16 protein-coding genes and 1 pseudogene are annotated in these 12,940 nt (G+C 69.7%); 11 read left to right on the top strand and 6 right to left on the bottom strand.

Features of this window, described 5'->3' with window-relative positions; translation table 11 throughout:
- Window positions 1–158: 158 nt before the first annotated feature.
- The 5 genes from RIC31_RS18035 (at window position 159) to RIC31_RS18055 (ending at window position 5,728) form a co-directional block, all read left to right on the top strand.
- Complete coding sequence (locus RIC31_RS18035; RefSeq protein WP_350110894.1) at window positions 159–1,418, top strand: hypothetical protein; 1,260 nt, start codon at window positions 159–161, stop codon at window positions 1,416–1,418.
- 298 nt (window positions 1,419–1,716) lie between these two features.
- Window positions 1,717–2,610: an ABC transporter permease gene (locus RIC31_RS18040; protein ID WP_350110897.1), complete on the top strand. Its 894-nt coding sequence runs from the start codon at window positions 1,717–1,719 to the stop codon at window positions 2,608–2,610.
- A 2-nt stretch (window positions 2,611–2,612) separates the two neighbouring features.
- The gene (locus tag RIC31_RS18045) at window positions 2,613–3,740 is read left to right on the top strand and encodes an ABC transporter permease (protein ID WP_350110900.1); all 1,128 of its coding nucleotides are present in this window, start codon (window positions 2,613–2,615) and stop codon (window positions 3,738–3,740) included.
- A 28-nt stretch (window positions 3,741–3,768) separates the two neighbouring features.
- On the top strand, window positions 3,769–4,758 hold the full coding sequence (locus tag RIC31_RS18050) for an ABC transporter substrate-binding protein (protein ID WP_350110903.1): 990 nt from the start codon (window positions 3,769–3,771) through the stop codon (window positions 4,756–4,758).
- A gap of 82 nt (window positions 4,759–4,840) precedes the next feature.
- Entirely contained in the window at window positions 4,841–5,728 is an 888-nt protein-coding gene (locus tag RIC31_RS18055; protein ID WP_350110906.1) for a dienelactone hydrolase family protein, read from the top strand.
- Here the strand turns inward: RIC31_RS18055 and RIC31_RS18060 are convergent.
- Both RIC31_RS18060 and RIC31_RS18065 read right to left on the bottom strand, forming a co-directional pair.
- Window positions 5,688–6,431, bottom strand: a complete 744-nt coding sequence (locus tag RIC31_RS18060; RefSeq protein ID WP_350110909.1) for a MauE/DoxX family redox-associated membrane protein — start codon at window positions 6,429–6,431, stop codon at window positions 5,688–5,690. The genes RIC31_RS18055 and RIC31_RS18060 overlap by 41 nt on opposite strands.
- A gap of 67 nt (window positions 6,432–6,498) precedes the next feature.
- Window positions 6,499–7,137 (bottom strand): glutathione S-transferase family protein, encoded by a 639-nt coding sequence (locus RIC31_RS18065; protein WP_350110912.1) that lies wholly within the window; start codon window positions 7,135–7,137, stop codon window positions 6,499–6,501.
- A gap of 75 nt (window positions 7,138–7,212) precedes the next feature.
- On the opposite strand from RIC31_RS18065, the gene RIC31_RS18070 reads away from it, so the two are divergent.
- Window positions 7,213–7,674: an NUDIX hydrolase gene (locus RIC31_RS18070; RefSeq protein ID WP_350110915.1), complete on the top strand. Its 462-nt coding sequence runs from the start codon at window positions 7,213–7,215 to the stop codon at window positions 7,672–7,674.
- 30 nt (window positions 7,675–7,704) lie between these two features.
- On the opposite strand, the gene RIC31_RS18075 is transcribed toward RIC31_RS18070, so the two are convergent.
- Complete coding sequence (locus RIC31_RS18075) at window positions 7,705–8,553, bottom strand: LysR family transcriptional regulator (protein ID WP_350110918.1); 849 nt, start codon at window positions 8,551–8,553, stop codon at window positions 7,705–7,707.
- 123 nt (window positions 8,554–8,676) lie between these two features.
- On the opposite strand from RIC31_RS18075, the gene RIC31_RS18080 reads away from it, so the two are divergent.
- From RIC31_RS18080 to RIC31_RS18095, 4 genes are read left to right on the top strand one after another with little or no spacing between them, the layout of a single operon-like run.
- Entirely contained in the window at window positions 8,677–8,988 is a 312-nt protein-coding gene (locus tag RIC31_RS18080; protein ID WP_350110921.1) for a hypothetical protein, read from the top strand.
- Entirely contained in the window at window positions 8,985–9,644 is a 660-nt protein-coding gene (locus RIC31_RS18085) for a 5-formyltetrahydrofolate cyclo-ligase (RefSeq protein WP_350110924.1), read from the top strand. Before RIC31_RS18080 ends, RIC31_RS18085 begins: the two co-directional genes overlap by 4 nt.
- Complete coding sequence (locus tag RIC31_RS18090) at window positions 9,641–10,009, top strand: DUF488 domain-containing protein (RefSeq protein ID WP_350110927.1); 369 nt, start codon at window positions 9,641–9,643, stop codon at window positions 10,007–10,009. The genes RIC31_RS18085 and RIC31_RS18090 overlap by 4 nt, the downstream gene beginning before the upstream one ends.
- Before the next feature lie 3 nt (window positions 10,010–10,012).
- A complete protein-coding gene (locus tag RIC31_RS18095) occupies window positions 10,013–10,561 on the top strand; it encodes a PAS domain S-box protein (RefSeq protein ID WP_350110930.1) in 549 nt (182 codons plus the stop codon).
- Between the two features lie 9 nt (window positions 10,562–10,570).
- Here RIC31_RS18095 and RIC31_RS18100 read toward each other — a convergent pair whose 3' ends face one another.
- Entirely contained in the window at window positions 10,571–10,714 is a 144-nt protein-coding gene (locus RIC31_RS18100; protein ID WP_350110933.1) for a hypothetical protein, read from the bottom strand.
- Window positions 10,715–11,054: 340 nt separating this feature from the next.
- Window positions 11,055–12,095: a calcium-binding protein gene (locus RIC31_RS18105; protein ID WP_350111344.1), complete on the bottom strand. Its 1,041-nt coding sequence runs from the start codon at window positions 12,093–12,095 to the stop codon at window positions 11,055–11,057.
- Here RIC31_RS18105 and RIC31_RS18110 point away from each other — a divergent pair.
- The gene (locus RIC31_RS18110) at window positions 12,088–12,408 is read left to right on the top strand and encodes a hypothetical protein (protein WP_350111350.1); all 321 of its coding nucleotides are present in this window, start codon (window positions 12,088–12,090) and stop codon (window positions 12,406–12,408) included. The two genes, RIC31_RS18105 and RIC31_RS18110, sit on opposite strands and share 8 nt — an antisense overlap.
- On the opposite strand, the pseudogene RIC31_RS18115 reads toward RIC31_RS18110, so the two are convergent.
- Window positions 12,378–12,653, bottom strand: a pseudogene (locus tag RIC31_RS18115) (Ig-like domain-containing domain); the annotation flags it as partial. The gene RIC31_RS18110 and the pseudogene RIC31_RS18115 overlap by 31 nt on opposite strands.
- Between the last annotated feature and the right edge of the window lie 287 nt (window positions 12,654–12,940).

Consider the following 12,940-nt stretch of genomic DNA (forward strand, 5'->3'; position numbering starts at 1 on the left):
CGATTTCACCGCGAGATCCCACCCCCCTGTCGTCATCCCGGAGAGGCTGCGCGAGCAGCCGGCTCCGGGAACCACGAAGTGACGGGCGTCACGAACTGCATGAAACCGCACGCCATTTCGAGATGTGTGAACACCGTAGACCCAGCGACGAGCGACCGATGCACCTCGCGACATCCGAAGCCCTGTGGTCTGCCGGTGGACCGCGGTTCCGCCCGCTTCGGCTGATGGCGCCGCTTGCCGCCGTCCTCGCCGCTGCCGCCTGGCCGGCCCTGGCCGCCGAATGGGATTTCTCCGGCTCGCTGCAGCTGGAGACCCGGGTGTTCCCGAGCGAGCCGGCCCATGCCGGCCAGAAGGACGCCACGCTCTCGCCCTCGGTCGCGGTCGAGCCGGAGCTGATCGTCGACACCGAGGCCGGCGCCGACCGCTTCACCCTGAAGCCGTTCCTGCGGCTCGACGCCGACGACGGCAACCGCAGCCACGGCGACCTGCGCGAGGCCAACTGGCTGCATTTCGGCGACGGCTACGACCTGGTGGTCGGCCTCGACAAGGTGTTCTGGGGGGTCGCGGAGTCGCGCCACCTGGTGGACATCGTCAACCAGGCCGACCTGGTCGAGGACATCGACCAGGAGGACAAGCTGGGACAGCCGATGGTGCAGCTGCAGGTCGGCACCGACTGGGGGGTGTTCCGGGGCTTCCTGATGCCGGTGTTCCGCGAGCGGACATTCCCGGACGACGACGCCCGGTTCCGCGGCCCGCTGCCGATCGCCGGCGATGCCGCCTACCAGTCGGACGCCGGGGAATTCCACCCGGACCTGGCGCTGCGCTGGACCCGGACCTTCGGCGGCTTCGACGTCGGCATCTCGCATTTCCGCGGCACCAGCCGGGAGCCGCGGCTGGTGCCCACCTTGCGCGACGGCCGCACCGAGCTGCTGCCGACCTACGACCTGATCGACCAGACCGGGGTCGACCTGCAGTACACCACCGGCGCCTGGCTGTGGAAGGTCGAGGGCATCGGCCGGGCCGGCCAGGGCGACTACTTCGTCGCCAGCGTGGCCGGCTTCGAATACACGCTGTACCAGGTCGCCGAGACCGACGCCGATCTCGGCCTGCTGCTGGAGTATCTCTACGACGGCCGCGAGGAGAGCGGCGACGCGCCGCCGACCCCGTTCCAGAACGACGTGTTCGTCGGCGCCCGGGTCACCCTGAACGACGAGGACGACACCACCTTCCTGGCCGGCGCCGTCGCCGACGCCGAGGACCGGTCGGTCTCGCTGTCGCTGGAGGCCAGCCGGCGCATCGGCAACGACCTGAAGGTCGAGCTGGAGGCCCGGCTGTTCCCCGACGTCGAGCCCGGCAACGCGCTGTACGGCATCCGCCGCGACAACGTGGTGACGCTGCGGCTCAGCCGTTTTTTCTGACCGGAAGGTCAGCATCCCGGCTTCCCGCCCTCACACGCGCTGGTTATGCTGCCGCGATCGTTCGAGGGAGTGCGGCATTGCCGATGCATGGGGCGGCCCGTCACGACATGGGTTCCGGCTCCGTCCCCCGGATCAAATCCGGGGGCCGGTCCGGAATGACGACGGGGGAGACAAGCTGGTCGGCGACGCGCCGCAACGCTCGATGGCGGCGCGACCTTCCCATTCCGTCGTCATTCCGGACGGGCGCGCCGCAGGGCGCGGCCGAGCCGGAACCCACCGGCTGCCGGGAGGACGGGCAATGATCCGGCGGCTGAGTGACCGCGTGGCGCAGGGGCAGACGATTCCTGTCCTGGTGGTGGTCGGCGCCCTGGTGGCGCTGTGGTACGGCTTCGCGGTCTACCTGAACGCGCCCTGGCAGCTCGACCTCTATGCCAAGGCGAAGGCCGACTGGACGGCGGCCGACTTGGTGCGCGACACCCTGAACCAGGAGCGCCCGGTGCTGCCGGCCGCCCACCAGGTGTTCGCCGAGATCTGGGCGACCACGGTCGACAGGCCGGTCACCTCGAAGCGCAGCCTCGTGTACCACGGCTGGATCACGCTCTCCGCGACCCTGCTCGGCTTCGCGATCGGCACCGGGCTCGGCGTGGTGCTGGCGGTGCTGATCCTGCACAACCGGGCGGTCGACCGCTCGCTGATGCCCTGGGTGGTCGCCAGCCAGACCATCCCGATCCTGGCGATCGCGCCGATGATCATCGTGGTGCTGAACGCCATCGGGCTGTCCGGCCTGCTGCCGAAGGCGCTGATCTCGGCCTATCTGAGCTTCTTCCCGGTGGTCGTCGGCATGGTGAAGGGGCTGCGCAGCCCCGAGGTCCAGCTGCTCGACCTGATGCACACCTACAACGCCAGCGCCTGGCAGACCTTCTGGAAGCTGCGCTGGCCGAGTGCCGTGCCATACCTGTTCACCTCGATGAAGGTGGCGGTGGCGATCAGCCTGGTCGGCGCCATCGTCGGCGAGCTGCCGACCGGCGCGGTCGCCGGCCTGGGGGCGCGGCTGCTGGCCGGCTCCTACTACGGCCAGACCATCCAGATCTGGTCGGCGCTGTTCGCCGCCGCGGCGCTGGCGGCGGTGCTGGTGATGCTGGTCGGGATCGGCAACCGGCTGGTGCTCAGGCGCATGGGGATGACGCCGTGAGGATGAGCCCGCAACCGCTGACGCGGCTGCAGACCGCCCTGGCGGCGGTGCTGGGCGCCGGCGGGCTGGCCGGCCTGGCGTTGCCGGCGTCGGCGACCGGCGCCACGGTGTTCGACGTGCCGGAGCTGGCGGTGTTCGCGGTGCTGGCGCTGGCCTCGCTGGCGCGCTTCCGGGTCGCCGTGCCGTACTGGATCGACGGCGTGGTCTCGCTGCTCGGCGCCATGTGCCTGCTCACCGCCCTGCCGGAGGTCGGGCGCGCCGGACCGGGCTACTGGCTGCTGCTGCTGGCGGCCTGGGCGGCGTCCTGGCTGTTCGTGGAGCGGCTGATCGCGGCCGAGCCGGGCACCGGCGGCGGGACCGGTCGCCAGGTCGCGCTGCGGCTGCTGGTGCCGGTGTATTTCGGGATCTGGATCCTGCTGCTGTGGGAGACCGTGGTGCGCGGCGCCGGGGTGCCGTTCGTGCTGCTGCCGCCGCCCTCGGCGATCGGGGCGCGGCTGCTGATGTCGGGCGCCATCCTGTGGGCCGACTTCCGGCAGACCTTCCTGCAGGCGGTGCTGATCGGCTATGCGCTCGGCTGCGGCTCGGCCTTCCTGGTCGCCGTCGCCATCGACCGCAGCCCGTTCCTGCAGCGCGGCCTGCTGCCGCTCGGCAACTTCGTGTCGGCCCTGCCGGTCATCGGCATCGCCCCGATCCTGGTGATGTGGTTCGGCTTCGACTGGCCGTCCAAGGCGGCGGTCGTGGTGGTGATGACGTTCTTCCCGATGCTGGTGAACACGGTCGCCGGGCTGGCGGCCAGCGGCGCCATGGAGCGCGACCTGATGCGCACCTACGCCGCCGGCTACTGGCAGACATTGTTCAAGCTGCGGCTGCCGGCGGCGGCGCCGTTCATCTTCAACGCCCTGAAGATCAACTCCACCCTGGCGCTGATCGGCGCCATCGTGGCGGAGTTCTTCGGGACCCCGATCGTCGGCATGGGCTTCCGGATCTCGACCGAGGTCGGGCGCATGAACATCGACATGGTATGGGCCGAGATCGCGGTCGCCGCGGTCGCCGGCTCGGCGTTCTACAGCGTCGTCGCCCTGGTCGAGCGGGCGACGACGTTCTGGCATCCCTCGGTTCGCAGTGGATAGAGGGTCAATAAGAAGGAGAGACAGGGTTATGAACAGGCTTCTGACGTCCATGGTGGCCGGCGCGGTCGCGTTGCTGGCCGGTCACGCGCATGCCGCCGACAAGGTCACCCTGCAGCTGAAATGGGTGACCCAGGCCCAGTTCGCCGGCTACTACGTGGCCAAGGACAAGGGCTTCTACGAGGCCGAGAATCTCGACGTCGAGATCAAGCCGGGCGGCCCGGACATCGCGCCGGCCCAGGTGCTGGCCGGCGGCGGTGCCGACGTGATCATCGACTGGATGCCGTCCGCGCTCGCCACCCGCGAGAAGGGCGTGAAGGTCGTCAACATCGCCCAGCCCTTCAAGTCGTCGGGCATGATGCTGACCTGCCGCAAGGAGACCGGCATCACGTCGCCCAAGGATTTCCCCGGCCGCACCCTCGGGGTCTGGTTCTTCGGCAACGAGTATCCGTTCCTGTCGTGGATGGCCCATCTCGGCATCCCGACCGACGGCAGCGCCAAGGGCGTGAAGGTCCTCAAGCAGGGCTTCAACGTCGACCCGCTGCTGCAGAAGCAGGCCGACTGCATCTCGACCATGACCTACAACGAGTACTGGCAGGTCATCGACGCCGGCATCCCGGCCTCCGACCTGGTGGTGTTCAAGTACCAGGAGCAGGGCGTGGCGACCCTCGAGGACGGCATCTACGCGCTCGAGGACAAGCTCGCGGACCCGGCCTTCGCCGACCGGATGGTGCGCTTCGTGCGGGCCTCGATGAAGGGCTGGAAGTGGGCCGAGGCGAATCCGGACGCGGCCGCCGGGATCGTGCTCGACAACGACGCCACCGGTGCCCAGACCGAGAAGCACCAGAAGCGCATGATGGGCGAGATCGCCAAGCTGACCGCCGGCTCCAACGGCGCCCTCGACCCGGCCGACTACGAGCGGACGGTCAAGACCCTGCTGGAGGGCGGCTCCGACCCGGTGATCACCAGGAAGCCGGAGGGCGCCTGGACCCACGCGATCACCGACAAGGCCCTGAAGTAGGGCTTCGCTGCCCGGCATCGGATGCGGAGGGGGCGGGCGACCGCCCCCTTCGTCGTTCCGGTCGAACCCGCGGCTCAGGTCGTTGGCCGCCCCGCTTGCCGCCGGCCGGCGCCTGCGCCATGTACCGACCATGCGCCCGCTGATCCTGCTGTTGTCGCTGCTGCTGCCGGTCGCGCTGTCCGGCTGCTACCTGTCGCGCTCGGCCGACCGGCCCGACGAGCTGGTCCGGACCTGGCGCGGCGCCACCGTCGCGGTGCCGTTCTCGACGGTCGATCCGGCGCTGGCCGACGTCGGCGGCCGGATGGCGGACGTCGAGGGCCGGCTGCGCGCGGCGGCGCCGGAAAGCCGGCTGCCGCTGGTGCTGTTCCTGCACGGCTGCAACGGCCTGCACCCCGGCTACCGGGTCGATCTCGCCTTCCTGCGGGCGCAGGGCTATGCGGTGGTGGCGCCGGACAGCTTCTCCCGCGAGTACAAGCCGCGGAGCTGCGACCGCCACAGCAAGAGCGGCGGCTTCCATCCCGGGGTGATCGGCTTCCGGCTGGCCGAGACCGAGTACGCCCTCGACCGGCTGCGCGAATTCCCGTGGGTCGACCCGGCCCGGATCGTGCTGATGGGCCAGAGCGAGGGCGGCATCACCGCCGCAAACTATGAGGGCGACGGCCTGGCCGGACGGGTCATCCTGGGCTGGACCTGCCAGATCCCGTGGCCGCCGCTCTGGGGCCTGCGCGGCGACCTGGATACCCCGGTGCTGGCGGTGGTCAGCCGCGACGACCCCTGGTTCCGGCCCTGGTACGTGGCGGGCGACTGCGGGATCGACATGGACGGCTTCGTCGACGCCCGGTCGGTGGTGCTCGACGGTTCGACCCATCACGTCATGCGGCTGCCGGCGGCACGGGAGGCGGTGGCGGATTTCCTGGCCCGGGTGGCGCCTACGTCGCCGCCATCCAGACGGCCATCGCCACCATCATGAGGTTCTCGGTCAGGGACAGGAAGCCGAGCGGGACGTTGCTGCCACCGCCGACGCAGGCGCATTTCAGCTCGCGCCGGTCGACATAGACCGCCTTGATCACCGAGACGGCGCCGACGGTGCCGATGAACAGCGCCACCGGGGCGGCGACCCAGGTCAGGACGCCGGCGATCATCAGGATGCCGGCGAACGCCTCGGCGAACGGGTAGACGTAGGCGTAGCGCACGACCCGCCGGGCCAGCAGGTCGTAGCCGAGGAACCGGTTCGAGAACCCCTCCAGGTCCTGCAGCTTCAGCAGGGCCAGGATACCCATGCTGAAGGCGACGAACCACTCGCCGGTGCGCACGGTGGCGACCGTCCCGAACGCCGCCCAGGCCGCCGCCAGCGCCATCAGCAGGGCCATGGCGAACACCGCGACCACCGGCTGGTAGCTGACGCCGTCGGGGTCCGGCGCCGGCTTGCCGAAATGCGTCCGCAGCTCGTCGTAGCCGCCGATCCGCCGGCCGTCGATGAAGGCCTGCGGGGTGGTCTCGACGCCGTGCTTGCGCATGAACGCGTCGGTCTCCTCGCGCGTGGTCAGGTGCCGGTCGTCGACCGCGTACCCCCGGCGCTTCAGAAGGTCGAGCGACTTCAGGCCGAACGGACAGAGGTGGTCGTCCATCACCATCCGGTAGAGGGTCGCCTGCTTGCCCTGGGTCGCCGTCATGCCCGTCCCGTCGGCTGGGGGTGCCTGCCCTGCCAACAGCCGGCGCGCCGGGGAGTTCCGCGAAGCCTCAGGACGCGAAGGCGTAGGCGCCGCCCTGTTCCAGGGCGCGCCGGTAGGCAGGGCGGGCGTGGGCACGCTGCAGGAACCGCCAGAGATTGGGGCGCGATGCGTCGAGGCCGGCGCGCGACACCGCGATCTCCAGCGGGAAGCTCAACATGACGTCGGCGGCGGTGAAGCCGTCGCCCATGAACCAGGGACCGTCGCCGAGCTCGGCCTCCAGGTAGTCGAGATGCGTGGTGAGCTGGCGCTCGACGAAGCCGCGCGCCGGCCGGCCGAGCCAGCCGAGGCGATTCAGGATCAGCTTCAGCTTCAGCAGCAGCGGCGGCATCGCCGAGCCCTCGGCGTAGTGCAGCCAGTAGCGGTAGCGCCAGTGGGCGTCGGAGTCCGGGTCCGGGGTCGGCGCCAGCTCCGGGCCGTAGCGGGTCACCAGGTAGTCGACCACCGCGCCGGTCTCGGCCAGCACCCGGCCGCCGTCCTCGATCACCGGCGACTTGCCGAGCGGGTGGACGCGGCGCAGCGACGCCGGCGCCAGCATGGTTCCCGGGTCCCGCTCGTAGCGGACCACCTCGTAGGGGCGGCCGAGTTCCTCGAGCAGCCACAGCACGCGCTGAGAGCGGGAGTTGTTCAGATGATGGACGCGGATCATCGCTCGGCCTTTCGGTTGCCGGTCGTCGATGATACGCGTTGCCGGCACCGCCAGATCGATTTTCCGGAGCCCGTCATGCGCCGCCGGCCGTCATCCAGGCTCCTGGTCGTCGACCCCGCCGACCGGGTCCTGCTGTTCCGCTTCATCCACCGCCGCGGCGCCTTGGCCGGCCGGGACTTCTGGGCGACGCCGGGCGGCGGCCTGGAGGACGGCGAGAGCTTCGAGCAGGCGGCGGTGCGCGAGTTGTTCGAGGAGACCGGCGTCCGGGTCGCCGCCGTCGGCGAGCCGGTCGCACGGCGCGAGTTCCCGATGCGCATGCCGGACGGCGAAATGGTGCTGGCCGACGAGCGCCTCTATCTCATCCGGGCCGAGAGCAGCACCCTGTCGCGTGCCGGCTGGACCGACGAAGAGCACGAGACCATGCAGGAGTATCGCTGGTGGTCGGTCGAGCAACTCGAGGTCACCGGCGACACCGTGTATCCCGAAGACCTGGCGGCCATCCTCGGGCGGGCGCGGGGCGCCGAGGAACCGGCGTGAGCGGGTGACCGCCCGGGCGCCCTGCCTGTTCTAGGCGGGCCCGCAGGCGCCCTCGAACGCCGACAGCGAGGCCAGCATGGGATCGATCAGATCCCGGTCACGGTCCGCAGGGTGGACCAGCCAGACCGGCAGCGTGAACTCCGGCGCCCCCGCGACCCGGCGCAGCCGGCCTGCGGAAACCAGCGGCTCGACGGAGCGGAGGGGGAAATACCCGGAGCCGCCGCAGGCCAGCAGGTGCCGGAGGCCGAGCCAGCCGACATTGACCGACAGCAGCGGCCCGGCGATGTCCGGGTAGGAAGCGCTGTGCTGGGCATAGAATTCCGGCCCCCAGTCGACATAGACATAGTCGGTGCCGGCGGCCGCCGGCGCGACCGTCTCGACCAGGATCAGGCGCTCGTCCTTCAGCGGCGTCAGTTCGAGGTTGGGGCGGCGCTGCGGGGTGTACATCACGGCGATGTCGATCCGGCCGTCGATCAGGCCCTGCATCAGGTCCGGCTCGAAGCCGATCTCGGCCCGGATCGAGACGTCGGGCGTCGAGCCGCGACACGCGGCCAGCCAATCGAGCAGAAACCCGTCCCACAGGCCGATCCGGGCGCCGACCACCACGCTGGCGCGGGAGCCTTTCGGAAGGCCGACGTCGTGCCGGGCCTGCTCGACGGTCCGGACCAGCATGGCGGCGTGCCGCTGGAACCGACGGCCGGCGTCGGTGAGGGCCGCCCCGGCCTTGTTGCGCACGAACAGCGGGCAACCGAGCAGATCCTCCAGCGTGCGGATGCGCGTGCTGACGGTCGACTGCGTGACGTGCAGCCGCTCGGCGGCGCCGACGAAGCTGCCGGCGGTGGCGACCGACAGGAAGGTGCGGGCGAGTTCGGTGTCCATGATGGAGGGATCATATATCGAATATGTCGATATTAAATATAGATATGTTTCGCTTATCGCGTTTGTTTCGACGCGCCATACTCATCCCCATCGATTCCGGGTCAGCAGTGCGGTGAGGCCGTGATGCGCATCGACGTCCACCCGTCGGAAGTCATGAGGCAGTCGTTCTGGCTCGGCGCCGTGCTGGACGGGCGCGAGCCGCACATGCACCGGCTGGCCGACTGCATCGCCCTGATCCGGCCGCGCATCGTGCACGCCGCCCGGGGCTACGACGACCGCAGCCTGATCTGGGCGCTGACGGCGATTACCGTTCATCTCGCGATCGAGGCGGACGAGGCCGAGCTGGCCGCCGCGATGTTCAGGTCCGATGCGCGCCTGCTCGAACTCGCCGGCGATACCGGGCCGGCGTCCGATCGCCGGAGGACCGGGAGATGAGTTACGCCTCGCCGCCCTGTTTCGCCCACGAACTGGCCTCCGCCGCCGCCGGCGTCACGGCGGTCGACCCGGTGGCCGCGGCCGACGTGGCGCGCTGGCGGAAGGCCGAACGCGCGCGCCTGATCGCCGCGCGGCTCCGGCTGTCCTCCGCCGAACGGCGGCGGGTGTCGCGCGCGGTCGCCGGTGAACTCGGCCGGTTCGCCGACCGGCTCGGGGCAACGGTCGTCGGCGTCTACTGGCCGTTCCGCGGCGAGCTCGACCTGGTGCCGTGGATGCGGACACTCGCCGCCGGCGGCACCCGGGTGGCCCTGCCGGTCGTCCACGAGCGCGGACGCCCCCTGGTGTTTCGCGAATGGTGGCCGGGCTGCCGGCTGGAGCGCGGCATCTGGAACATCCCGGTGCCGGCGGAGGGCCCGCCCTTGATTCCCGACCTGGTGGTGGCGCCGGTCGTCGGCTTCGATCACGACTGCTACCGCCTCGGCTACGGCGGCGGCTATTTCGACCGGACCCTGGCGGCGCTGTCGCCCCGCCCGACCGCGGTCGGCGTCGGGCACCTGGAAGCCGGCATCGCCACGATCTATCCGCAGCCGCACGACATTCCGATGGATGCCGTGATCACCGGGGACGGCCAGGTGATGCGCCGCGGCCGCGGGTGACGGAACCGATCCGGACCCGGCGGGTGTATGAGCGGTGCCGGCCGGAAGACGGCAGCCGGGTGCTGGTCGACCGGATCTGGCCGCGCGGCATCAGCAAGGGCAACCTCCGCCTGCAGCACTGGGCGAAGGAGGTGGCGCCCAGCGACGAACTGCGGCGCTGGTTCGGGCACGACCCGGAGCGCTGGGTGGAGTTCAGGCGCCGCTATGCCGGCGAGCTGGACGCCCGGCCCGAGCCGGTGGCGGCGCTGAGGGAGTGGCTGGCCTACGGGCCGCTGACCTTGCTGTATGCCGCCCGCGACGACCGCCACAACAACGCGGTCGCCCTGAAGGAATACCTGGAGGCCCGCGCGCCGGGCCGGGAGTGACGGATGGATCGCGAACGCCTGGCCGGCATGCTGCTCCGGGGCCTGCCGGACGCCCTGATCGTGTCGGACGCCGAGGGGATCATCGAGTTCTGGAACGCGGCGGCCGAGCGGGTGTTCGGCTTCTCCGTCGACGACGCGCTCGGGAGCAGCCTGGACATCATCATCCCGGAACGGCTGCGGGCCCGGCACTGGTCGGGCTATGCCGAGACCATGAAAACCGGTCATAGCCGCTACGGCGCCGGCGACCTGCTCGCCGTGCCGGCCCTGCACAAGGACGGCCGGCGGCTCTCGATCCAGTTCTCGATCATGATCCTGCGCGACGACCGCGGGCGGCCGACGGGCACCGCCGCCGTTCTGCGCGACGTGACGCACGAGTTCGAGGCGCGCCGCAAGCTGGAGCGGGATCTGGCGGAGCTGCGCCGGGCCGCCGCCGACAACAAGGACGAGGACACCGGCGCCAGCCTGGGTTGCCCCGGGCACTGGCGCCGGCAGTTCGGTTCCGCCGGGGACGGCGCCCGGATCGGCCCGGCCTGGCTGCCGAAGGCCGACTGAAGGCTCTCCTCAGACCACCGCCAGCCGCAGGTCGCCGACGCCCGCGGCATGGCCATGCAGCTTGTCGCCGCGCTTGACCGGGCCGACCCCGGACGGGGGGCCGACATGATCGGGTCGCCGGACTGCCTGATCTCGCCGTTGACCTTCAGCCACACCGCGCCCTCGCCCGGGTGGTCGCTTGCGGCCGGGCGATCACGTGGGACGTTTCGGTTTCTCGCTGATGGAGGTGAGCTGACGTCGGCGGGCAGGCGGCGGCGGGCGATCCAGGCAGGGCATGGACCCGTGGCTGTTGGAAGTGATCGGCATCGGGATCCGCCGGGCCGATCTGCCAGTCGCCGGGCGGCGGTTCCCGACGACAATTCCGAACGGCGAGCAGACCCAGGCCGACTGACGTCGCCACGTCCCGCATGAGGACGAACAACGGCTGGGTATCGTCGGTGTTGCCGAAGCAGGTCGTGGTCAGATCGGATTTCCGACCGCTTCGATCTGCCTGCTAGGAGAAGGTGAACCAGTCGGACTGGAGCTGCGAGACGGTGATGCCCGCGAGGGTCAGGGTGTTGCCGCTCCCGAGTGCGAACTGCACCCCGCCGGCGGTATCGCTCGCGCCCGCGACCAGCTCGGCGTAGGTATCGATCGTTGTCCCGTTGGCGTTGGACGCGATCTGTATCCGGTCGCCGGCGGCACCATCGAAGTCGGTTACCACGTCGACGCCGCCGTTGGCCTGTCCGACCACCACGTCGGCCCCCTCGCCGGTGGAGATCGTGTCGTTCCCCAGGCCGCCGTGGAACGAGTCGCTTCCGAGGTTGCCGATCAGCAGGTCGTTGTCCTGGCCGCCGAACAGCGCGTCGTTGCCCTGGCCGCCGAACAGCGTGTCGTCGCCCAGGTTGCCGTACAGGAAGTCGTCTCCGAGGTTGCCGTAGGCGAGGTCCGCATCCTGGCCGCCATAGGCGACATCGGCGTCCTGGCCGCCATACAGCGCGTCGGCCGCCCGGTTGCCGTACAGGAGGTCGGCGCCGACGTTGCCATAGACCACGTCGTTGTCGGTGCCGCCCCACAGCGTGTCGGAACCGGTGCCGCCGAAGACGGTGTCGTTGCCGCCGTCGCCGTAGAGCAGGTCGTTGCCGTCCCCCGAGCCGATGGTATCGTCTCCGTCGCCGCCGGACAGGGTGTCGTCGCCCTCGCCCAGCGAGAGGAACTGCGCGCTGCCGTCGCCGATCGCGAAGTTGGCGCCGGAGCCGCCGCTGACCGTGGCCGTGCCGATGATCGAGACGAACTCGATATTGTCGACCTGCAGGATCTTGCCGGTGATCGAGCGCATGTCGATCACGAACGCCTCGGACTGGCCGCCGCTCGACGTGCCGGTGATCACGATCGGGTCGTCGGTGGTGATGCCCGGGCCGATCGTCGGCACGATCGTGCGGATGTCCACCGTAGTGGTCGTCGCCAAGGCGTTCAGGAAGCTCTGCGCCCCGCCGATCATGCCGGCCTCGCCGGTCGGGTTCTGGGCGTCGATGGCGTTGACCAGGGTGGTCACTGCGCTGTCGCCGGACTGCGCGGTCGACGGCCCCGACGAAGTGATGGTCACCGACGGCGGCAGGGTCGCGGTCACCACGTTGCCGTTGTTGCCGGTGTTCTGGACGATTGCGGCCGAACCGCTGGCGCTGCCGGCGTTGGTGATCGTTCGATCGCTGCCCGAGCTGCCGCTCGCTCCGCCGTCGCTGACGGTCACGCCGCCGGACCCGGTGTCCCGCGCCGCTGTCGCGAAGTTGAGGTCGGTATTGTTGGTTATTCCTGCGAAGGAACCGCTCGAACTGCCGAGCACTTTGTTGGCCGCGATCTGGATGTAATAATCGGTCGAATATGAAAGAGTGCTGCCTGTATCAAGTGTAATTTGCGTGCCGTTTATACTGAGTCCTGAGTGCTCGGCAGAATATTGTGTCACGCGGACATCATCGCTGCTCCGGTAGATAGATATATCGACGTTTGCACTGCCGATATGCACCGCTTCCGAGAATGTCAGGACGATGTTGGCGTCGACTGCCACACCGGTCGTGTCATCGCCTGGTGAGCTGCTGACGAGTGTAACCGGCATGCGCGGATCTCCTTCACTCACGACAATCCAAGGGTCATCGCGTCCAGACCCGGCAGGCTAACGAACCTACGAAGCACCACATTCAAACGCAACATTCATGTAAAACATCACGGAAATTAAACATTAATTAACCAAGATGCGATAACTTACGTCTGTTTAAAGAAAAACATTCACACGTTGAAAACACCGCGGCGCAGCTGATAATGGAATGAGGCGGCTTGTCGACACGGATCGAAATCGGGCGCGTTGCGACCGAAACTTGCTGCGCGAGGCGCTCCTTCGCGCAG

This window comes from Thalassobaculum sp. (assembly GCF_040219615.1).
Classification (GTDB): domain Bacteria; phylum Pseudomonadota; class Alphaproteobacteria; order Thalassobaculales; family Thalassobaculaceae; genus Thalassobaculum_A.

Bases quoted from the DNA above. Each gene is read 5' to 3' on its own strand.
- RIC31_RS18035 (WP_350110894.1), top strand. From the start codon at position 159: ATGCACCTCGCGACATCCGAAGCCCTGTGGTCTGCCGGTGGACCGCGG.
- RIC31_RS18040 (WP_350110897.1), top strand. From the start codon at position 1,717: ATGATCCGGCGGCTGAGTGACCGCGTGGCGCAGGGGCAGACGATTCCT.
- RIC31_RS18045 (WP_350110900.1), top strand. From the start codon at position 2,613: ATGAGCCCGCAACCGCTGACGCGGCTGCAGACCGCCCTGGCGGCGGTG.
- RIC31_RS18050 (WP_350110903.1), top strand. From the start codon at position 3,769: ATGAACAGGCTTCTGACGTCCATGGTGGCCGGCGCGGTCGCGTTGCTG.
- RIC31_RS18060 (WP_350110909.1), bottom strand. From the start codon at position 6,431: ATGACGGCGACCCAGGGCAAGCAGGCGACCCTCTACCGGATGGTGATG.
- RIC31_RS18065 (WP_350110912.1), bottom strand. From the start codon at position 7,137: ATGATCCGCGTCCATCATCTGAACAACTCCCGCTCTCAGCGCGTGCTG.
- RIC31_RS18070 (WP_350110915.1), top strand. From the start codon at position 7,213: ATGCGCCGCCGGCCGTCATCCAGGCTCCTGGTCGTCGACCCCGCCGAC.
- RIC31_RS18075 (WP_350110918.1), bottom strand. From the start codon at position 8,553: ATGGACACCGAACTCGCCCGCACCTTCCTGTCGGTCGCCACCGCCGGC.
- RIC31_RS18080 (WP_350110921.1), top strand. From the start codon at position 8,677: ATGCGCATCGACGTCCACCCGTCGGAAGTCATGAGGCAGTCGTTCTGG.
- RIC31_RS18085 (WP_350110924.1), top strand. From the start codon at position 8,985: ATGAGTTACGCCTCGCCGCCCTGTTTCGCCCACGAACTGGCCTCCGCC.
- RIC31_RS18095 (WP_350110930.1), top strand. From the start codon at position 10,013: ATGGATCGCGAACGCCTGGCCGGCATGCTGCTCCGGGGCCTGCCGGAC.